General features: G+C 60.1%; 15 protein-coding genes. 9 read left to right on the plus strand and 6 right to left on the minus strand.

Annotation, left to right across the window (positions count from 1 at the left end):
* Positions 1–40: 40 nt before the first annotated feature.
* A complete protein-coding gene (locus MARLIPOL_RS02610; RefSeq protein ID WP_012136518.1) occupies positions 41–1159 on the minus strand; it encodes an ABC transporter substrate-binding protein in 1119 nt (372 codons plus the stop codon).
* Positions 1146–2876 carry a chloride channel protein gene (locus MARLIPOL_RS02615; protein ID WP_012136519.1) on the minus strand — a complete coding sequence of 577 codons (1731 nt, stop codon included), beginning with the start codon at positions 2874–2876 and terminating at the stop codon, positions 1146–1148. Before MARLIPOL_RS02615 ends, MARLIPOL_RS02610 begins: the two co-directional genes overlap by 14 nt.
* 105 nt (positions 2877–2981) lie before the next feature.
* On the opposite strand from MARLIPOL_RS02615, the gene MARLIPOL_RS02620 reads away from it, so the two are divergent.
* On the plus strand, positions 2982–5552 hold the full coding sequence (locus tag MARLIPOL_RS02620; RefSeq protein WP_012136520.1) for a GcvT family protein: 2571 nt from the start codon (positions 2982–2984) through the stop codon (positions 5550–5552).
* A gap of 27 nt (positions 5553–5579) precedes the next feature.
* Here the strand turns inward: MARLIPOL_RS02620 and MARLIPOL_RS02625 are convergent, their stop codons facing one another.
* A complete protein-coding gene (locus MARLIPOL_RS02625) occupies positions 5580–6962 on the minus strand; it encodes an L-serine ammonia-lyase (RefSeq protein WP_012136521.1) in 1383 nt (460 codons plus the stop codon).
* A gap of 268 nt (positions 6963–7230) precedes the next feature.
* Here MARLIPOL_RS02625 and gbdR point away from each other — a divergent pair, with 268 nt between their 5' ends.
* From gbdR to MARLIPOL_RS02655, 6 genes are read left to right on the plus strand one after another with little or no spacing between them, the layout of a single operon-like run.
* Positions 7231–8367 carry a choline metabolism transcriptional regulator GbdR gene (gene gbdR / locus MARLIPOL_RS02630; RefSeq protein WP_036190301.1) on the plus strand — a complete coding sequence of 379 codons (1137 nt, stop codon included), beginning with the start codon at positions 7231–7233 and terminating at the stop codon, positions 8365–8367.
* A 40-nt stretch (positions 8368–8407) separates the two neighbouring features.
* A complete protein-coding gene (locus MARLIPOL_RS02635) occupies positions 8408–8944 on the plus strand; it encodes a formate dehydrogenase subunit gamma (RefSeq protein WP_012136523.1) in 537 nt (178 codons plus the stop codon).
* Positions 8941–10518 carry a formate dehydrogenase beta subunit gene (locus MARLIPOL_RS02640; protein ID WP_012136524.1) on the plus strand — a complete coding sequence of 526 codons (1578 nt, stop codon included), beginning with the start codon at positions 8941–8943 and terminating at the stop codon, positions 10516–10518. Before MARLIPOL_RS02635 ends, MARLIPOL_RS02640 begins: the two co-directional genes overlap by 4 nt.
* A 2-nt stretch (positions 10519–10520) precedes the next feature.
* On the plus strand, positions 10521–13385 hold the full coding sequence (gene fdhF / locus MARLIPOL_RS02645) for a formate dehydrogenase subunit alpha (RefSeq protein ID WP_012136525.1): 2865 nt from the start codon (positions 10521–10523) through the stop codon (positions 13383–13385).
* A gap of 26 nt (positions 13386–13411) precedes the next feature.
* The gene (fdhD, locus tag MARLIPOL_RS02650) at positions 13412–14251 is read left to right on the plus strand and encodes a formate dehydrogenase accessory sulfurtransferase FdhD (RefSeq protein ID WP_012136526.1); all 840 of its coding nucleotides are present in this window, start codon (positions 13412–13414) and stop codon (positions 14249–14251) included.
* A complete protein-coding gene (locus MARLIPOL_RS02655; protein WP_012136527.1) occupies positions 14244–14483 on the plus strand; it encodes a formate dehydrogenase subunit delta in 240 nt (79 codons plus the stop codon). Before fdhD ends, MARLIPOL_RS02655 begins: the two co-directional genes overlap by 8 nt.
* Here the strand turns inward: MARLIPOL_RS02655 and MARLIPOL_RS02660 are convergent.
* The 3 genes from MARLIPOL_RS02660 to MARLIPOL_RS02670 form a co-directional block, all read right to left on the minus strand.
* Positions 14467–16200 (minus strand): formate--tetrahydrofolate ligase, encoded by a 1734-nt coding sequence (locus tag MARLIPOL_RS02660; RefSeq protein ID WP_012136528.1) that lies wholly within the window; start codon positions 16198–16200, stop codon positions 14467–14469. The genes MARLIPOL_RS02655 and MARLIPOL_RS02660 overlap by 17 nt on opposite strands.
* A 76-nt stretch (positions 16201–16276) precedes the next feature.
* The gene (locus MARLIPOL_RS02665; RefSeq protein ID WP_012136529.1) at positions 16277–17218 is read right to left on the minus strand and encodes a methylenetetrahydrofolate reductase; all 942 of its coding nucleotides are present in this window, start codon (positions 17216–17218) and stop codon (positions 16277–16279) included.
* Positions 17219–17254: 36 nt separating this feature from the next.
* A complete protein-coding gene (locus MARLIPOL_RS02670; protein WP_012136530.1) occupies positions 17255–18616 on the minus strand; it encodes a glycine cleavage T C-terminal barrel domain-containing protein in 1362 nt (453 codons plus the stop codon).
* 172 nt (positions 18617–18788) lie between these two features.
* Between MARLIPOL_RS02670 and MARLIPOL_RS02675 the strand changes: the two genes are divergently transcribed.
* Together MARLIPOL_RS02675 and MARLIPOL_RS02680 are read left to right on the plus strand one after the other, a co-directional pair.
* Complete coding sequence (locus MARLIPOL_RS02675) at positions 18789–20576, plus strand: DUF4153 domain-containing protein (protein ID WP_012136531.1); 1788 nt, start codon at positions 18789–18791, stop codon at positions 20574–20576.
* A gap of 95 nt (positions 20577–20671) precedes the next feature.
* Positions 20672–21127, plus strand: a complete 456-nt coding sequence (locus MARLIPOL_RS02680) for an aminoacyl-tRNA deacylase (protein WP_012136532.1) — start codon at positions 20672–20674, stop codon at positions 21125–21127.
* Positions 21128–21159: the final 32 nt, after the last annotated feature.

A 21159-nucleotide genomic window follows, 5' to 3' on the forward strand; every position in this document is an offset into this window, starting at 1 on the left:
GTCTGAACGAGTTTCCCGCAGACAAACTCAACATTATGGATCAGCGTGAACCATCCGGACCTGCATCGCCATTTCGTTCCAGCCACTCCCGAAACCATTGATCCCGCAGCCGGACCGTTTGGGAGTACCAACGGTGGTCACGGATAACGGCATTGTCCATATGGTCAGGCGCTGTTGGCATATGAGGGAGCATCGGCACGCGGGTTTCGACGTGTAGCCCGATACGCTGGCGTGCCGAGCGACGAGTGGGGCCATAGCTGATCCGGTTCGCCTGAGAAGCCATATTCTCAGTGCGGGTGGCAAATCCGATGAATTGCTCCGCCATGGCCTTCTGGTCCGTCCCTCGGGGAATGGCCCAGCTATTGAAGCCAATCAGTTGCCCGTCCCAGATCACTGAAATCGGCACGCCTTCCCTGACCTGTGCATCGAAAAACCGACCGTTGTACCCCGTTGCCATGGCCACCTGGCCACTGGTCAGCAACGCCACCGATTCGTCACCGCCGGTCCACCAGACAATCTCGTCGCGGATTTCATCCAGGCGCCGAAACGCCAGCTCCAGCCCGCGTCGAGTGCTGAGTAAGTCATAGAGTTGCTCTCTCGGCACCGACAACGACAGCAAAGCCCACTCGAGCATGCCCACCGGCGCCCGTCGTAATGCGCGCTTGCCTGGAAAGGTTTCCAGATCAAAAAAATCCGCCACCGTGCGGGGCTTGACGCCGGGAAAGGCTCGATCGTCATAGGCAATCACAGTGGAAAATACGATCTGGGTGATAAAACATGGATCAATAGCGCCGGCCATAAAATCTTCTTCCGGTGGTGTACCGTCAGGGGCCGTAGCCAGAATGGCCGGGGAGATGGTCTCCAGCAGTCCTTCGTCACAGGCGGCACTGGCATCCGACTGAATCATGTCGATCACGTCCCACTCCACCTCTCCAGTGGCCAGATGCTCACGAAGTACCTGCAGGCCACCGTTGTAGACCACCGTGCGCACTTCAATACCCGTCTGTTCGGTGAACGGCTCAAAATAGGCCGCTCTCTGGCTCGCCTCATAGGCGCCGCCCCAGGTCGCCACCGTCAGCACCCGCTCATCCGCAAACAACGCACCAGGAAGAACCAGCACAGCGCCCACCAGAATCATCCAAACGCTAAGCCGCTTCATTTTCTTCCTCGCGCAGGTCATGGACGATTTCCAGATAGGCCCGGATCACTGCTTCCTCGGGCACCACGCCAATCAGGCGACCATCACCACCAATAAGCGGCACGGCTTCGCCCAGGAATCCTCGCAGCATCTCCATGGATTGCCAAACGGTGGTGTCATCACCAAACTGTGTTGCTCCGGCCACTATCATGGCATCCAGCGGTGCATCGGCGCGGCCATCGACCAGCTTCTGCAGCCGCACGACACCCCGGAATTTTCCCTCACGAGTGAGCACCATGGCCTCGGCCCTGTCATCGTCCACCAGGCGCTGGCGTACGGTTCCCAGATCTTCATCCAAGTAGGCTGTGGTGTAGGCCTGGCTGCAATAATCACGGACCGGATGGGTCTCCAGGATCGCCTTGTCCCGCCCCAGGGACAGATCAAATCCGCGGGCACGGAGTTGAAGATCGAACAGCGAGCGCCCTATCACCCGGTAGGAAATAAGGTTCGAGAACACTACGGCCACCATGGCGGCAATGGTCAGGTCGTAACTGCGGGTCAGCTCGAATACGATCAGGATCGTGGTCAGGGGGGCACCGATAACGGAGCTGGCCAGTGCCATCATGCCGCAGATCGCATACACCTCCAGCCCGGAGTATGGCAGCGGCAGCAGGTAAGGCAGAACCAGGCCGTAGAAGGCACCGAACAGAATTCCCACCAGCAGGGCCGGGCTGAATACGCCGCCCACAAAACCGAAGCCGATACACAGTGCCGTCAACACCAGTTTGGCAATAATAATCAGCGCCAACTCGCCAATGCCGAAGGCGCCCTCAATGGTGGCGAAACGCAGGGTTTCCTGGCCGATCCCCAGCACTTCCGGAATCCACAATGCAACCAGCCCCAACACCAGCCCCGCCGAGGCCGGCTTCAACCACTGCGGCACCGGAAACCGACCAGCAGCGGTAGTACTGGCTCGCAGCAGCCACATGAAACCGCAAGCCAGGCCGGCACTCAGCACCCCCTCCAGGGCAAAGAACACAAACTCGTAACTGTGCTCCACATGACCGAAACTCACCAGGAACAGCGCCGGACGGTCGAAGATCACGTTGGCGATGATATAACCGGTGGCGGACGCCACGGTGACCGGCGCAAACGCGCGCAGCGAATAGTGGCGCAGGATCACTTCGTGAGCGAAGACCAGCCCGGCAATGGGCGCGTTGAATGCTGTGGCAATCGCGGCGGCTACGCCACAGGCAATGGCGATGGAGCGCTGGTGACGAAGCTTGAGTTTGAGGTGACCGGCCAGGTTGCCGAACATGGCCCCAAGGTAGACCAGGGGGCCGTACTGCCCCACCGAAGCCCCGCTGCCCAGAGAGACCAATGCTGCCAGCGTGGACGCCAGACCACTACGAAAACCGGGCCCCGATCGCTGGGTCTGGGCCGCAAGGATGACATCCGGAGGAGCCAGGGCGCGCCGCTCCCGCACAAACCATCGGACAATCAGCCCGACGATCAAGCCACCGGACGCGGGCACCGCGATGGTTGCGGCCACCACCAGAAGGTGCCGGTCCTCTGCCTGGATCCGGGCATAAGGCGATACCAGCAGATAATCGTTCATCAGCAGGACTGCCTCAACAAAGGCAATCGCCGCCAGAGACGCCACGGCACCCACGACAACAGCCACCACCGTCACCATGATGACCTGGTACACCGTCTGCCGAACGTCCAGTCTGTCCATGATCCCAGTGCCGTTTTTGGACTTATGTATGTCGTATTCAATGTAGCAACCTCCCGGAATCGGGGCCACATTGAAGCAAAGCCGTGTGCGGAAGGGGCAATCGATATGGCACAACTACCGAAAAGCGCAAAAGTGGTGATCATTGGGCAAGGGGGAATTGTTGGCGCCTCGGTAGCCCACCACCTGATCGAACGGGGATGGGATAATATCGTCGGGCTGGAGAAATCCGCGATTCCCACGGATATCGGCTCCACCTCCCACGCCTCGGATTTCTGCTTCACCACGTCCCACGACAAGCTCAACGTCTACACCACCAAATACAGCCAGGCGTTTTATGAAAAACGCGGTAACTACGAGAAATGCGGCGGTATGGAAGTGGCACGCATCGATGACGACGAACGCATGGACGAGCTTCGCCGCAAGGTCGGCTCCGGCAAGGCTTTCGGCACCAACGCCAGCATGATTTCGCCGAAAGAGGCCAAGGAACTGTTCCCGCTGCTGAATGAGAATTGCATCCAGGGCGCCATGTGGGACCCGGATGCCGGGTTGGTGGTGCCCCGCTCCCAGAAAGTGGCCGGCGACCTCGTAGAAGAAGCTGTTGCCACCGGCAAATTACAGGTGTTCCCTTACACCCCTGCGATCCGCATTGATGTCCAGGACGGCCAGGTGCGCGGCGTGGAAACCCATAAGGGCTACATCGAAACCGAATACGTGGTGCTCTCCATGGGTATCTGGGGCCCGTTAATGGCCGACACGGCTTCCTCCCCCCTACCATTGATGCCACTGGAGCACCCGCTGCTGTTCTTCGGGCCCTATGAGGCGCTGAACGGTACTGGCAAGCAGATTGTCTATCCGCTGTTCCGCGACCAGGGCAATTCCGCCTATGTGCGGGACACCGGAGACCCGACCACGACCGAAGGTGGTCACATCGAGTGGGGTTACTACGAAGCGGAAAATCCGCGCCTGGTGTATCCCGGTGCTATCGCCGAACCCGGAGAGGCACGGATGTCTCCGTCCATGCGGGACCTGTCGCTGGAGCAAGTCCTGGAACCCTACGAAAAAGCCATCGAGATGACCCCGATCCTGGGCGAACTGGGCTGGGAGGAGAAACATTCCTTTAACGGCCTGCTGTCCGTCACACCGGACGGTGGCTCGCTGATGGGTGAATCGCCGGAAGTGCGTAACCTGTGGTTCTGCGAGGCCGTCTGGGTCAAGGACGGCCCCGGAGCTGGCAAGATCCTGGCGGACTGGATGACTGATGGCCGACCGGACATGGATCCCCACAGCGTCGATATCGCACGGCACTATCCGCTACAGAAAACACCGGACTATGTGTACAACCGCTGCTACGAAATCGCGAAGAAAATCTACAACCCGGCGGTCCACCCCCGGGAACCCTATCTGACCGGGCGACAGATGCGAACCAGCCCCTTCTACCTGCGGGAAGTGGAACTGGGCGGCTATTTCATGGAAGCAGCCGGCTGGGAACGGGCGCATGGCTACGCCGCCAACGAAGCAACGCTGCTGGAGAAGTATCGGGACCGTATACCGGTACGGGAACATGAATGGGACGCTCGGCATTTCTGGGAAGTCTCCAACGCCGAGCAACTGGAGATGAGTGAATCCGTGGGTATGATCAATCTGTCCCACTTCGCCATTTTCGACATCTCCGGCGACGATGCCGAGGCCTTGCTGGAGTATCTTTCCGTTGCCAAAGTGGGAGGCACCACACCTCACGGTAAAGGCGTATACACTCACTTCCTCGATGACCGGGGCGGCATCCGCTCCGATCTCACCATCATCCGCCGGAGCGATAACGACTACCGGGTGATCTGTGGCGGTGACACCGGCCACCGGGATTATTGCTGGATCACCCGTATGGCCCGGGCAAAAGACCTGGACAACGTGCGTGTACAGGACCGCACCGATGAACTTGCCACCCTGGGGCTTTGGGGCCCAAAAGCGCGGGAGACCCTGGCAAAACTGGTCAGCAACCCCGACGAGCTGTCCCACGAAAACTTCCCCTTTGCCACCACCCGGGAACTGAATATCCAGGGCGTACCGGTCTGGGCCTTCCGGATTTCCTATGTGGGAGAACAGGGCTGGGAACTCTACTTCCCGTTCAGCTATGGCCTGAGGATCTGGGACCTGCTCTACGACGCAGGCGTCACGCCGGTTGGCATTGAAACCTACGCCAATACCCGCCGACTGGAGAAGAGCTTGCGTCTGCAGAACGTGGATCTGGAGGTGGAATACAACCTGTATGAGGCCGGGCTGGCACGCCCCAAAGTCAAGGAAGCAGACTTCCACGGCAAGGCTGCCTACCTTGAGCAGCGGGCCCTGCCACAGCAGAGCGCCTACCTGTGCACCATGACAATGCTGGAACACCGTGATGCCAACGGTGTACTGCGCTATCCGGTGGGCCAGTGGCCAATTCTGGACCCGCAAACCGGCGAGGTGCTGGTGGACAGTGAAGGACGCCGCTCCTACAACACCAGCGCGGTTTGGGGGCCGTCAGTCGGCAAGATCATCCTGCTGGGTTACATCCCGGCCGACTATGCCCAGGAGGGCCGGGAACTGATATTGGAGTACTTCCAGGAACACTACCCCATTCGGATTGAGGCGGTGGGTTATCGAGCGCTGTTTGATCCCGAAAATGAACGGGTGAAATCCTGACGAAAAATCCGAACCAGAACCCGGCGGTCAGCATTCAATGATGTTGACCGCCAGCCCGCCCCTCGCGGTTTCCTTGTACTTGTCCAGCATATCGCGACCGGTCTCCCTCATGGTGTGGAGCACTTTGTCCAGCGATACGTAGTGCTTGCCATCGCCGCGCAAGGCCATTATTGCGGCATCGATGGCTTTAACCGACGCCATGGCGTTGCGCTCGATACAGGGGATCTGCACCAGGCCGCCTATCGGGTCACAGGTCATGCCCAGGTGATGCTCCATACCAATCTCCGCGGCATTCTCCACCTGTTCAGGTGAACCACCAGTGGCCGCAGCAAGCCCGGCAGCCGCCATGGCACAGGCAGAACCGACCTCTCCCTGACATCCCACTTCGGCGCCGGAAATCGAAGCATTTTCCTTGAACAGGACACCAATGGCCGCCGCAGTCAGCATGAACCGGACGACGCCGTCGTCATTCGCCTGTGGACAGAACTCCACAAAGTAGTGAAGCACCGCCGGGATGATACCTGCGGCACCGTTGGTGGGCGCCGTCACAATCCGACCGCCGGCAGCGTTCTCCTCGTTCACTGCCAGGGCGTAGAGGTTCACCCAGTCCAGCGCGCTGAGGCAGGGGGAGATCAGGTCCACCCGCTGCTTGTCCATCAGCGACCGATACAGCGCCGCCGCCCGCCGCCGGACCTTCAGGCCTCCCGGCAGCTCGCCCTCATGGGCAATACCATTCTGTACGCAGGCGCGCATCACCTGCCAGAGCTCAAGAATACCGTCGCGGATCTGCTCTGGTGAGCGCCACACCTGTTCGTTGGCAAACATGATTTCGGCGATGGTCATGTCGTGTTCATGGCACAACGCCAGCAACTCACGGCCACTACCGAAAGGATAAGGCAGCCGGGTGGTATCCTCCCGGATCGTCAGCTTACCGCTGGCGTTACCATCCACTACAAAGCCACCCCCCACCGAGTAATAGGTTTTCTCGAGCAGGCTCCGGCCGTTTTCGTCAAAGGCTATACAGATCATGCCATTGGGATGTTCGGGAAGGGATTTACGGCGGAAATAGACAAGATCCGTCTTTTCCCGGAATCTTACGGGCCACCGCTGACCGAGGGACAAAGTCCCGCTATGGCGGATACGTTCAAGGCGGTCCTGCATGGTGTCCGGATCAATTCCGTCCGGCCGCTCGCCTTCAAGTCCCATTAGTACAGCGGGACCCGTGCCATGCCCCTTGCCAGTAGCGCCCAGCGAACCGTACAGAGAGACTTTCAGCCGCCAGACCATCGGTGCCAGCTGTTCGGTTTCCAGAGTGCTGGCAAACCGACGCGCCGCCTCCATGGGCCCGACCGTGTGGGAACTGGAAGGGCCAATACCGATCTTGAACAGCTCGAACAGACTGATAGCCAATGGACTGACTCCTGACGCTGTACGTCCCTTGACGGTAACGCTGCCCGGACTCCGCCGCGTGCTTGCAGGCGACACACGAAGGCTGATTTACGACACACACTCACCCCGGATAACGTCGCATTTGGAACATTCCGGAACGAACTATGTCGGTTGCGGACCATTCGTCGCAGGGGCCCCATTTTAGAATGGAAAAAGACCGGAACTGATCACAGATTGCACGATCGAACAGTAACAACTAGTGTTCAGTGGAAGGCGAGGAGGTTATACAGTGACCACAGCTACGGACTCGCACACAGTCCAGTCGGCTCATACACCCTATAGGGTGGGCTTTTTGCTGATCGATAACTTTACCCTGATCGCCCTGGCCACGGCCGTTGAACCCCTGAGAATGGCCAATCAGCTGGCTGGCGCCGAACTCTACTCATGGAAGCTGTTGACAGTGGAAGGCGAAGCCGCCCGCGCCAGTGACGGCATCACCATGTTGCCGGATGCGTCAATACGCGACGAGCACGATTTCGACCTGGTTATTGTGGTTGCCGGCATTGATGTCACCCGTAGCTTCTCGCCGAAAGAAGTCAGCTGGCTAAAGCAATTGTCACGCCGCCATGTGTTGCTGGGAGCGGTATGCACCGGCGCTTACGTCCTTGCCAGTGCCGGACTGCTGGATGGCTATTCCTGCAGTGCCCACTGGGAATGCCTCGAAGCCATCCAGGAAAGATTCCCCCGGGTGCAAACCAACAATCACCTTTTTACCGTCCAGCGTGAACGCATTACCTGTACCGGCGGAACCGTGCCCATGCATATGATGCTCAGTTTCCTGGCACGCCGCCATGGCCAGGAACTCAGCAATGCCGTATCCCATATGTTCGTCTGCGACCGGGTGCGAGAAGAGCGGGAACAACAGCCCATGCCGATGCTACCCAAACTGGCTTGCGCGCAGCCCAAACTTGCAGAAGCCGCCCAACTGATGGAAGCCAATATCGAAGAGCCCATCGAATTACAGGAACTGGCAACCCTGGCAGGCATATCACGTCGCCAACTCGAAAGACTCTTCCTGAAACATCTGGGCTGTACGCCCTCACGATACTACCTGAGGATTCGACTCAACCGGGCCCGCCGACTGCTGAAACAGACCTCGTGTTCCATCGTCGAAATTGCCGCCATGTGCGGGTTTGTCTCCGCAACCCATTTCAGCCGCTGCTACCGAAAATTCATGGGCCGTGCCCCGAAGCACGAACGAATGGACGTTACTACCCCGGAAACCACAGACAATGTCATAACCGATACCATGCAGAGTCTGCCGTCGTCGTCGATGATGGCGCTTCACCGAGCCCGGGTTGAGCCGACTTACGGCATTTTTGGCCCGGAGAATCCACCGCCGAGGTCATCCGGGACCATGAACTGACCGTTCCTATGTACGCTGTCCAGGCAGCGGGAGGCGTCGAATGCAGGAACCGAACATCAACGATCAGGATAACCGGATGACCCAACTGATCGAGCAGCACCAGCACCTGCCAGGCGCGCTTCTGCCACTGTTGCACGCGGTGCAACTGACCTTCGGCTACATCCCCCACACCACTGTGCCAGCCATTGCCGAAGCCCTGGCGTTAAGCCGGGCTGAAGTTCATGGAGTCATCAGTTTCTACCACGGTTTCCGCTCCCAACCCTGCGGTCGTCACCTGCTGCAAATCTGCTGTGCGGAAGCCTGCCAGGCCCGGGGCAGCCGGCAACTTGTCGAGCATACCCGGCAAAAGCTGGGGGTGGATTTTCATCAGACCACGGCTGATGGCGAGATCACACTGGAGCCGGTGTATTGTCTCGGTAATTGTGCCACTGGCCCAAGCGTCCGCATTGGCGACCGGATTCTGGGCCGGGTAGACCCGGCAGCCATGGACCGCTTGCTAGACGACCTGACCCGAGTACCCCTGCGGTTCCAGTCCCCGCCTCCCGAAACCAGTGACACTAAGCGGGGCCCCCAATGATCAACGTTTATGTGCCCCGGGACACCACCGCCCTGTCACTGGGCGCCGACGCTGTAGCGGATTGTCTCGCACGGGAAATCCAACAACGCGGTCTGTCCGCCCGACTGGTGCGCAACGGCTCCCGGGGCCTGTTCTGGCTGGAACCGCTGATCGAGGTGGACACATCCCGGGGCCGTGTGGCCTATGGCCCGGTGACACAGGACGACATCCCCGCCCTGCTGGACCAGGGAATGCTTGAGGGCAGCGAAAGCCATCACCTGTATCAGGGCTACACAGAAGCCATTCCCTATCTCCAGAATCAACAACGCCTGACCTTCTCCCGCGTGGGCATCACCGACCCGCTATCAATCACCGACTATCGCAACCATGGCGGGTTCCGGGGCCTGGAACAGGCGTTGGGACTTAAGGCCGCACAGATCGTGGATGAAGTAGAACGCTCGGGATTGCGTGGCCGGGGAGGCGCGGCCTTCCCTGCCGGGCGAAAGTGGCGCACGGTTCTGGAAACCGACCCGGAACGGCCGGGACAACCCTGGAGCGGCCGCAAGTTCATTGTCTGCAATGCAGATGAAGGCGATTCCGGCACCTTCGCCGACCGACTACTGATGGAAGGCGATCCCTACGTGCTGATTGAAGGCATGGTGATTGCCGGACTGGCCGTGGGTGCTGAGACCGGTTTTATCTACCTGCGCTCGGAATACCCGAATGCCCACCGGATACTCACCGAAGCCATCACCCGGGCAGAAGCCGAAGGCTATCTTGGCAGCAACCTGCTGAGCAGTGGCCGGATCTTTCACCTGTACATCCGCCTGGGCGCCGAGGCCTATATCTGTGGCGAGGAGACCGCCATGCTCGACAGCCTGGAAGGCAAGCGGGGCATGGTGCGTGCCAAACCACCACTGCCGGCTCACCACGGCGCCTTCGGGCAACCCACGGTGGTCAACAACGTACTAACCCTCGCCGCCGTGCCCTACATACTGGCCGAAGGTGGACAGTCCTATGCTGACTTCGGCATGGGACGTTCCCGGGGTACACAACCGTTCCAACTGGCGGGCAACCTGGCCCGGGGCGGACTGGTGGAACTGGCGTTTGGCGTCACCCTGCGCAGCCTGCTGTACGATTTTGGCGGTGGCACCGAGTCGGGTCGCCCGTTACGGGCCGTGCAGGTCGGCGGACCACTCGGCGCCTACCTGCCGGAGAGTCACTGGGATACGCCAATGGATTACGAGGCAATGGCCGATGCCGGCGGCATGGTCGGCCACGGCGGTATCGTTGCCTTTGATGACAGCGTGGACATGGCACAGCAGGCCCGCTTCGCCATGGAGTTCTGCCGCGTGGAATCCTGCGGCAAATGCACCCCTTGCCGCATCGGCGCAGTGCGCGGTGTGGAAGTAATTGACCGTATCATCGCCGATCAGGACCGCACTGATAACCTCGCCCTGCTGCAGGATCTCTGTCATACCATGGAAATGGGCTCGCTATGCGCCATGGGCGGCATGACCCCCAATCCGGTACGTAGCGCGCTGCAATTTTTCCCGGACGATTTCACCCGGCCAGCGGGCAATGAGGGAGGCTGACCATGCTGCAATACTACGATCCCGCACAAGCAGCCGATATTGATCTCGGCACTCCGCCAGCCACTTCCGACACCGCGGTACAGCTGACCATCGATGGTGTCTCGGTGACCGTGCCCGCCGGCACTTCCGTGATGCGGGCAGCGGCGCTGGCCGGGCACCGTATTCCCAAACTCTGCGCCAGCGATAACCTGGAAGCCTTCGGTTCCTGCCGCCTGTGCATGGTGGCCATCGAGGGCCGGCGAGGCTATCCCGCTGCCTGCACCACGCCGGTGGAAAATGGCATGGAAGTCCAGACCCAGACTCCGGAACTGGCCCACCTGCGCCGTAACGTGATGGAACTGTATATATCGGATCATCCCCTGGACTGCCTGACCTGCTCCGCCAACGGCAACTGTGAATTGCAGGACATGGCCGGCGCGGTGGGCCTGCGGGAGGTTCGATACGGCTACGACGGCGATAACCACCTGGACGCACCAACGGATACATCCAATCCCTATTTCAGCTTTGATCCGGGCAAATGCATTGTCTGTTCCCGTTGCGTCAGGGCCTGCGAGGAGGTCCAGGGTACCTTTGCATTGACCATCCAGGGACGTGGATTCGATTCCACCGTGGCCGCCAGCCAGGACGATCCCTTTGTCGATTCCGAATGCGTTTCCTGCGGCGCCTGCGTTCAGGCCTGCCCCACGGCGACGCTGATGGAAAACAGCGTCATCGAGATCGGCCAGCCCGACCGTAGCGTGGTCACCACCTGCGCCTACTGCGGTGTAGGCTGCTCGTTCCGGGCCGAGATGAAAGGTAACGAGCTGGTGCGCATGGTGCCCCACAAGGACGGCCACGCCAACCACGGCCACTCCTGCGTCAAGGGGCGCTTTGCCTTTGGCTACGCCACCCACCCGGACCGCATCACCACTCCGATGATTCGTGACAGCATTCACGAGCCCTGGCGCGCCGTGGACTGGGACGAGGCCATCAACTTCGCTGCCAGTCGGCTGCGGGATATCCAGGCCCGCCACGGCCGTGACAGCATTGGCGGCATCACCTCCTCCCGCTGCACCAACGAGGAAACCTACCTGGTGCAGAAACTGGTGCGCACGGCCTTCGGCAATAACAACACCGACACCTGCGCCCGTGTCTGCCACTCCCCCACCGGTTATGGTCTGAAGATGACCCTGGGCGAGTCTGCCGGCACCCAGACCTTCGACTCGGTGATGCACGCCGACGTGATCCTTGTGATTGGCGCCAACCCCACCGATGCCCACCCGGTGTTTGCCTCCCAGTTACGTCGCCGCCTGCGCCAGGGCGCCCGTTTAATCGTTGCCGATCCTCGGTCCATCGATCTGCTGCGAACGGTTCATGCCGACGAAGGGCTTCACCTGCCTCTACGGCCCGGCACCAATGTGGCACTGGTCAACGCACTTGCCCATTTAGTGGTCGCCGAGGGACTGGAAGATCAGGACTTCATCAAACGACGCTGCGAGCCAGATACCTACGCTGCATGGCGGGCCTTCATCACCGATCCGCGACATGCCCCGGAAGCAACCGAAGCGGTCACCGGCGTTCCCGCCGAGCAGGTACGGGAAGCGGCGCGACTCTTTGGCAACGCCAGCAATGCTGCCATCTACTACGGCCTGGGGGTCTCGGAACACAGCCAGGGGTCCACCATGGTCATGGGCATTGCCAATCTGGCCATGGCCACCGGCAACCTCGGCCGGGAAGGTGTCGGCGTGAATCCCCTGCGAGGCCAGAATAACGTCCAGGGCTCCTGTGATATGGGTTCCTTCCCCCACGAACTGCCGGGCTATCAACATGTCGCGGTGGACGAACTGCGCGAGCCCTTCGAACAGGCTTGGGGTGTGACCATCGATCGCGAGGCCGGGCTGCGCATTCCCAACATGCTCGATGCCGCAGTCGATGGCAGCTTCAAGGGGCTGTATGTCCAGGGCGAGGACATCGCCCAGTCCGACCCCAACACCCGTCACGTGGAGCAGGCGCTGGAGTCACTGGAATGTCTTATCGTCCAGGACCTGTTCCTGAATGAGACCGCCAAGTTCGCCCATGTGTTACTGCCGGGTTCGTCCTTCCTGGAGAAAGACGGCACCTTCACCAACGCCGAGCGACGAATCAACCGGGTACGCCGGGTGATACCGCCGCTGGCCGGCAAAGCCGACTGGGAAGTCACTCAGGATCTTTCCAATGCCCTGGGCTACCCCATGAATTACAGCCACCCCAGTGAAATCATGGACGAAATCGCCCGGCTCACGCCGACGTTCCGGGGCGTCAGTTTCGAGAAGATCGACCGTCTCGGCAGCATCCAGTGGCCCTGTAATGACGAATTCCCGGAAGGCACCCCGATCATGCACGTGGCGGAGTTCCCGATTGGCCTGGGTCGGTTCATGCAGACCGAGTACGTCCCCACGGACGAGAAATCCAACAGCCGCTACCCGTTGCTGCTGACCACCGGACGCATTCTCAGTCAATACAATGTGGGCGCCCAAACCCGGCGCACCAGAAACAGCTTCTGGCACCATGAGGACGTACTGGACATACACCCTCAGGATGCCGAGGACCGGGGCATCGCCGATGGCGACTGGACCGGCATCACCAGCCGCGCGGGCAACACCGTACTGCGCGCGCGCATCAGCACCAGGGTTCAGCCCGGTGTGGTCTACACCACCTTCCACCACCCGGTCAGTGGCGCCAACGTGATCACCACGGACAATTCTGACTGGGCCACCAACTGCCCGGAATACAAGGTGACCGCTGTTCAGGTCGAAAAAGTACACCAACCGTCGAACTGGCAGAAACGCCATCAGGCAGACAACCGTGAACAGCTGGGTTATCTGGCTGCACCAGCCAGGCAGCCATGACCATCACATCATCGAAAGAGGAAACGATGACCGTACCAAAGCAGAACAACATGGCCGAGAACGGCTATCAGCCAATACGGATCCGTATACGTGAGCGTCACGGTGACCATTGGATCCAGCGCATCGCCAGCGACTCGGTCTCCGAGGAGTGTCCGGTTGCCCTGGTGTATAACGGTATATCCCACGCCGTTATGATGGCCACTCCGACCGACCTGGAAGACTTTGCGCTGGGCTTCAGCCTGTCCGAGCGTATTATCACTGAGCCCGACCAGATATTTGAAACCGGGATTTTCGATCACGGCGAACAGGGCATCGAACTGCAGATGCATATCCACGGCGCCTGCGCCAACGATCTCAAAATGGCCCACCGCAACCTGGTCGGCCCCACCGGCTGCGGCCTTTGCGGCAAAGCTACCCTGGAGCAGGTTCGCCAGCCGCTGCCAGTACGCCAGCCCCGGCCGCTACCGGGGCCAGAGCCAATCCAGACAGCACTCACCGGCCTCGACCAGCACCAGCGCCTACAACAGCTGACCGGCACCATGCACGCCGCCTGTTGGTGTGATAGCGAGGGACGAATCCAGTTGTTGCGGGAGGACGTCGGACGGCACAACGCCCTGGACAAGCTGATCGGCGCCCTGAAGCGCTCGGGACTCAACCGGTGCGATGGCTTTGCACTGGTATCCAGCCGAGGCAGCTATGAGATGGTGGCCAAGGCGGCGGAGGCGGATCTCGGCACCCTGGTGACCGTATCCGGGGTTACTGCCATGGCGATCCGCGACGCCCGACAGGCCGGACTCAACCTCATCGGTTTTGCCCGCCGTGGCCGGCAGGTGGTCTACACCTCGGGAGACAGCTCAAATGCCTAAGGAATCCACCGCTCACCTGGTAAAAATGATCAACCAGATTGCCGCCAATTGCCCCTATCAGGACGATCCGGCAGCGATCACCCAGGCAACCACCAACCATATCCACAAGTTCTGGGCCCATTCCATGAAGGAGGATATCGTCACGTACCTGGAGGCCGGAGGTGAAGGGCTCAGCCCTGCGGCCGTGGAGGCCATCAGGGCTCTTGAATCCAGGCTCAGGCCAGCCCGGTAACCTGGTCGTTCTCATCCAGCGAAATATCCAGGGCCGCCGGTCGTCGTGGCAGGCCTGGCATGGTCATGATGTCGCCACAGACGGCCACCACAAATCCGGCGCCGGCAGACAGGCGCACTTCCCGCACCGGCAGCACATGGCCGCTGGGGGCACCCCGCAAGGACGGATCCGCCGAGAAGCTGTACTGGGTTTTGGCAATGCACACCGGCAGGTGGCCAAAGCCCAGCTGTTCGTACTCTTCGAGCTGGCGCTTCGCCGCCGGGGTGAAATCGACACTGGCCGCATCGTAGATCCGGGTTGCAATGGTCTCGATCTTCTCTGCCAGGGGAATGTCGTCTTCGTAGAGCAGCTGTACCTCCGGAGTGCCTTCGTCCATCTGATCCAATACCGCCTGGGCCAGCTCTGTTGCGCCCTCTCCCCCCATCGCCCAATGGGTAGCCGTCACCGCACGGACACCCCATTCGGCACTAATGGACTGGATCAGGGCGAGCTCTTCGTCACTGTCTGTTGGAAAGCGATTGATACAGACTACCGGCACCAGCCCGAACCGCCGCAGGTTGCGAATGTGACGTTCCAGATTCACTGCACCGGCTCTCAGCGAGTGCAGATCCGGCGTCGCCAGGTCCTTGCGGGATACACCCCCCTGCATCTTCAGGGCGCGAACAGTGCACACCAGTACTGCCGCATCCGGACGCAAGCCGGTCTGGCGGCATTTGATGTCAATGAACTTCTCTGCGCCCAGATCGGCGCCGAAGCCCGCCTCGGTGACCACCACATCGTTCAGTGCCAGGGCGGCACGGGTAGCCGTCACCGAGTTGCAGCCATGGGCGATATTCGCGAACGGGCCGCCATGGATGAACACCGGGTTATGCTCCAGGCTCTGGACCAGATTGGGCAACAACGCCTCTTTCAGTAAGACCGTCAACGCCCCTTCTACACCCAGGTCCCGCGCCGTCACCGGTGACATATCCGGACGCCGGCCGACAATGATATTGCCCAGACGCTGGCGCAGGTCGGGCAGACCATCCGCCAGGCACAGGATCGCCATAATCTCTGAAGCCACGGTGATATCGAACCCGGTCTCCCGAGGGGTACCATGGGCGGTTCCACCCAAACCACTCACCATGTATCGCAGGGACCGGTCGGTCAGGTCCATCACCCGCCGCCAATAGACATGTCGCGGGTCCAGGCCAACCTCGTTGCCCCAGTGCATGTGATTATCCAGAATCGATGCCAGCAGGTTGTGGGCAGTGGTGATGGCATGGAAGTCGCCGTTGAAGTGCAGGTTGATGTCCTCCATGGGAATCACCTGGGCGCGGCCACCGCCCGCGGCCCCACCCTTCATGCCGAAGCAGGGCCCCAGCGAGGGCTCCCTGAGACACACCGAAGACTGCACACCCAGACAGTTGAAGCCATCGTTCAGCCCCACACTGGTGGTGGTCTTGCCCTCGCCGGCGGGGGTAGGCGTGATGGCAGTCACCATCACCAGCTTGCCCCGGGCGGCCCGTGCGGAGGTATCCACATGGGCCATGTTCAGCTTGGCCTTGTAGTGGCCAAAAGGAATCAGACTGTCCCCTGGCAGACCGAATCGCTGCTGGGCCAGCAGCAGGATGGACTGTGGCTGCACGGAACGGGCAATCACGATATCGGGGGTGCCTGGCGGCAGTCTCTCCGGAGTCGGGGTGGTTTCGTTGTACTCACTGTATTGAAGACTCACGTTTCTATTCCCCTTATTGGCTGAAGCTCCTCCCCTATTTGGCTGAAGCTCTTCCCCTTAATCCGCGATCCGCACATCACACACTGTCGGACACGGGGTCTGACAGGCTGCCTCGGGCCTCTTCGGGCTCATCAGGTTCGCCACACTGGCGAATCCAGCGGGCAGACCGTTGCAGGCCACCAAACGGAAACAGGTGTATGCCCGCAAGCAGAGTGTCCGGGAAGTCCTGTCGGTGACGCGCCAGGGCATGTACCAGGCCGTCGGGGGTCCAGGACCGCAACAGCCGGGCACTGCCAGGTTTACGCCACATCGTCCGCGCTGATACGCCCACGCCGCATTGCGCAGCATAAGTAATCAATGTCTTCAGGTTGGTAGGCCCGGCCACACCCATATAGACCGGCACCTCCGGCAGGATATCTCCTACGGCCTGCAGCCATCCGGTATAGCGCTCTGCCTCGAAGGCGAACTGGGTGACCACCCACAACCGGGAGCCGGTGACTCTGGCGTAATCGCGCTTGAGAGACAGGGCTCTACGCAGGCTCTCCTGGTCGGCCACAGGGTGGCCATCCGGGTGGCCTGCAACGCCAAGGTGCAGAAATTGCTGTTGCTCTAACAGACCAGATTCCAGCAATGCCAGGGTGTCCGGGAAGGGGCCGGCGACCGAGTCGCTGTCACCGGCAATCAACATCAAGCGGTCAACACCGATTGCTCTCAGCTGCCCCAGCCAGTCCCGCAGCTGGTCGTGACTTTCGACCAGCCGCGCGGGAAGGTGGGGCACCGGCTGCATCCCCGCATCAATCAGTCGCTGACAGGCAGGTAACGTCTCGCTGAACTGGCCGTGGGGCAGGAAAGGAACGTAGACCCAGGTGCCGGCCGGCAACAACTCTGCCAGAGAGTCTGTTTCCAGAATCTGCCGGGGCGTCGCCTCGATCGAAGCGGCGCGAACCAGTTCCTGCACAAGCGCAACGGTCCGCGGATCCTCCGCCTTCCCGGTCTGCCGTTGGTATGCCAGTTTCATGACACATCACCTCCTTCAACCGATGCCCGTAAGTTATTAATCCGCAAAGTCGATCCCCTTGGCCCTTGCACGCTCCCGGGCATTGGGATTGACTGATGGCCGGAAGGGTACTTCCACCACTTCCGCTTCCACCTCGGTTGAACCGTCCGCTGCGGCATACTCCACTGGCAGGTGTACGGTCAGCTGGGTGCCAATGGCGCGCAGGTCAAACGGTACGTAGGCCAGGGCAATATTGGTTTCCAGTTCCGGGGAGTACCAGGGCGAAGTGACATACCCCAGTGGCTCACCACCCTCCTGTTCACTGATCAGCCAGAAGTCGTTAGCATAATCCGTCACTTCGCCACCGCCGAAGCGGATGCCCACCATAATGTGGCTGAAGGGAGGACGACCCGCATCGAGCTGCTCGCGAACCTTCTCGAGCTTCTGCTTGCCGATGTAGTCGGCCTCTTTGTTGCGCGGTACCTGGTAGGCCAGATTGCACTGGAACGGCAGGGTTTCCTGATCGACATCCTGGCCCCAGGAAAGAATGCCTGCGGCAATCCGGCGATGGTGCGCGGGGGCAATAACCCGCAAGTTATGGGGTTCTCCTGCAGACAGCACGGTATACCAGAGATCTTCAGCGTATTTGGTGGCGTCCTTGAGATAGATCTCATAGCCCTTTTCACCAGTAAAACCAGTCTGGGAAACGATCACGTCGTGGCCGGCCACCTGCCCCTCCATGAGCCCATAATAGGGAATATCCCTCACCGCCTCACCGAACAGGTCGGCCATCAGAGCCTCGGACTTGGGTCCCTGAATCTGGACAGGTGACACATCGATTTCCGCAATACTGACGTTAAAGCCCATGCCTATGTTCACGCCACGCAGCCAGAACTCCAGGTCGCTGTCGGAGAGCGAGAACCAGAATTCATCCTCAGCCACTCGCAACAGAACCGGATCATTCAGGATGCCGCCGTCTTCGTTGCACAGGATGACGTACTTGCCACGCATGGGCTTGATTTTGGTGGCATCCCGAGTGATCACATAGTTCACGAAGCGCTCCGCATCCGGACCCTTGACCTGGATCTGGCGCTCCACCGCTACGTTCCACATAGTGACGTCGTGTATCAGGGACTCGTATTCCACCATGGCACCGCCGTCTTCCGGACGGACGTAGCCACGGGGGTGATACATGCGGTTGTATACCGTAGCCCGCCAGCAGCCTGCTTCATAAGCCAGGTGCCAGTATGGGGACTTGCGGACCCGGGTGGAGATCAGCATTTCCACCGGCGTGGGGCCGGATTGGCGCAGGTTGATCGGCACCTTTCGATCCGACTGGTCGACACTTCCGGGCTGCCGCGCAGCGCCGGCTCGTTGCTGTGGATAATCCAATAAGGCCTTCTCAAATTTAACCGCCATGGCTATTTCCCCTTTTCTCGGGTTTCCGATAGCTTTAATGTGACCGTGTTTGTTCAATGAGGAATGAACCAATACGACACTGAAAAGTCCAAAAGCGGCAAAACGGCCGACCAGCCCCCTGCCGATGTGCTTGTGGCCCTCCGCTTGCCACTGACAAGACAAGGCCCATTGTATGGAAACGCATGACCAATCCCGCCTGGACACCGTCAGCCGCTACGGCTTGATTGTATTGGCAGTGGTGCAGGGCTTTGCCCTGTATCTGTTACACCTGTCCATCGACCACGAGGCCTGGCCCGCAACCGATCCACGTTGGCTGATGGCTTTTTACGCCCTGGCGGGCGGATTGCCCGTGTTTTTCTATCTCGGTCTGGAACGGGCGAAGGAAAGGCGCAACATCTGGGCAGTCGCCATGATCGGGCCGCTGCTGTTCGGACTGGGTTGGCATCTGGGGTGGCTCAGGTGGGGCGCCGGGCTGGAATTGCCGGACCGACCGTACTTTACATTCATCTTCTTCGTCAGTGTCGGGGTCTCACTGTTCATCCTGGCGTTGTTCTTCCGTGTATGGTGTATCAATCACACGCCCCGTTTCGACTATCGACAATTGCTGGAACACTCCTGGCAGCATGCCCTGACCCTCGCCCTGCTCGGACTTTTCCTCGGGACGTTCTGGCTATTGCTGATCCTGTGGGGTGCGCTTTTTGACATCATCGGTATCTCCTTCTTCGAGGAATTATTTGAGGAGCCCATCTTCCTCTACCCCGCCAGCGCGTTTGTCGGCGGTTGGGGCCTGGTGCTGATCCGCGAACGCATCCGACTGGTTGCCACCGTGCAGTCCATGTGCGAAGTATTGATCAAGGCACTACTGCCCCTGGCCGCACTGATCGGCATATTGTTCCTGGGTGCATTGCCATTCACCGGTGTAGCCAAAATCTGGGAAACCGGTCATGCCGCCCTGCTGATGATGTCCCTCGCGATCGTACTGCTGTTCTTCTTCAACTCGGTGCTGAGCGAGAATCCAGAGCATCCCCCTTACCCACGGTGGATGCACAGCCTGGTGATGTTTGGCGTGTTACTGCTCCCTCTCAATTCGCTGTTGGCGGCATGGGCGCTGGGGTTGCGTATCGAGCAATACGGCCTGACCGTCGACCGTCTCTGGGCGGCTACCATCCAACTGCTGATCGCTGGCTTCACCTTCAGCTATTCCGTGTTGATCCTGATGAAACGCGCCCGTGCCCTGGGGGCCATCCAGAGCGCCAACAAGGTTCTGGCCTTCGTGGTCGCCGGGGTACTGATCCTGGTGAACACCCCCGCCGCGGACATGCGGGCCTGGGCCGCCGAAAGCCAGGCCAACCGACTGTTGAATGGTGAGGTCGAGGCAGACGCATTTGACTACAACTACCTTCGCTTCAAGCTGGGCGCTTACGGGGTCATGGAGTTAACAAAGCTGCAGGACTCGGAATTTGCCAGACAGACTCCATTGGTCGCCGATCGTATCGACGCCGTTCTTAAGCAGGACAACCGTTGGCAACACAAGTCCGTGGTGGACAGGAACGATCACCAGGCGGTGGCGGACATGTTCATGGTCATACCCCGGGAAGCAGCCATACCGGAGCCACTGCTCGACATACTGACAAACGACAACGACTACTGCCTGAGCTCTCCCAAACAATGCCAACTGGTCAGGACACTATCCCGGGACGGTGAAGTCTACTGGCTGCTGTTCACAAACCGGCACGGCTCTTACATCTCCGGAACCGCCTACAGTGATGACTCAGGGACCATGAGGGCCATCGGACGCCTATCCAGCCCCGGCTGTCATGAGTCCAACAAAGCCGAGCTCAACGAGAACACGAAACTGGCGCAGGTGGAAAGTCCGTTTGTGGCGTTCACTGACGGACAGTGTTTTTACCTCATTCAACCGGATATCGACTATTTCAGAGGGTTGACGGGCCAGCCGTAAGCTCCGTCCGTAATCCGACAAACGACGGGATCACGTGCTAGACTGGTAAATGTACACATCATGGAACTTTCACTGAGGTGAAGGAGGGTAACGCCATGATTAACCAGAAACTTCGGGAATTTCTCGACAGTAATGCGGTGAGCTACCGGACGGAAGCCCACGAGCCCACCGTTGACGCATCAAGAACCGCACAGGCCGCCCATGTTCGGGGCCGCGAATTCGCCAAGACCGTTATAGTCAAAGCAGACGGCCGCCTGTTCATGACGGTTCTACCATCCACAGACCGCGTACACGTAGACCAGCTGAAACAGGCGCTGGGTGCCAGGGATCTGGAACTGGCGGATGAGGATGATATCAATGCCGCATTCCCCGATTGTGAGATCGGTGCCATGCCGCCTTTCGGCAACCTGTACAACATGGACGTATTCGTCAGTGAGCATCTGCGGGAGGACGAGCACATTGTCTTCAACGCCGGCAGCCACAGCGAGGTCATGCGGATGAGCTACCAGGATTACGACCGTCTGGTTCACCCGCAAGTGCTTCACTTCTGAGGACTATAGGACTGGTACGATAGCCCGTGCCG

The sequence above is a fragment of the Marinobacter lipolyticus SM19 genome, assembly GCF_000397065.2.
Lineage (GTDB): Bacteria > Pseudomonadota > Gammaproteobacteria > Pseudomonadales > Oleiphilaceae > Marinobacter > Marinobacter lipolyticus.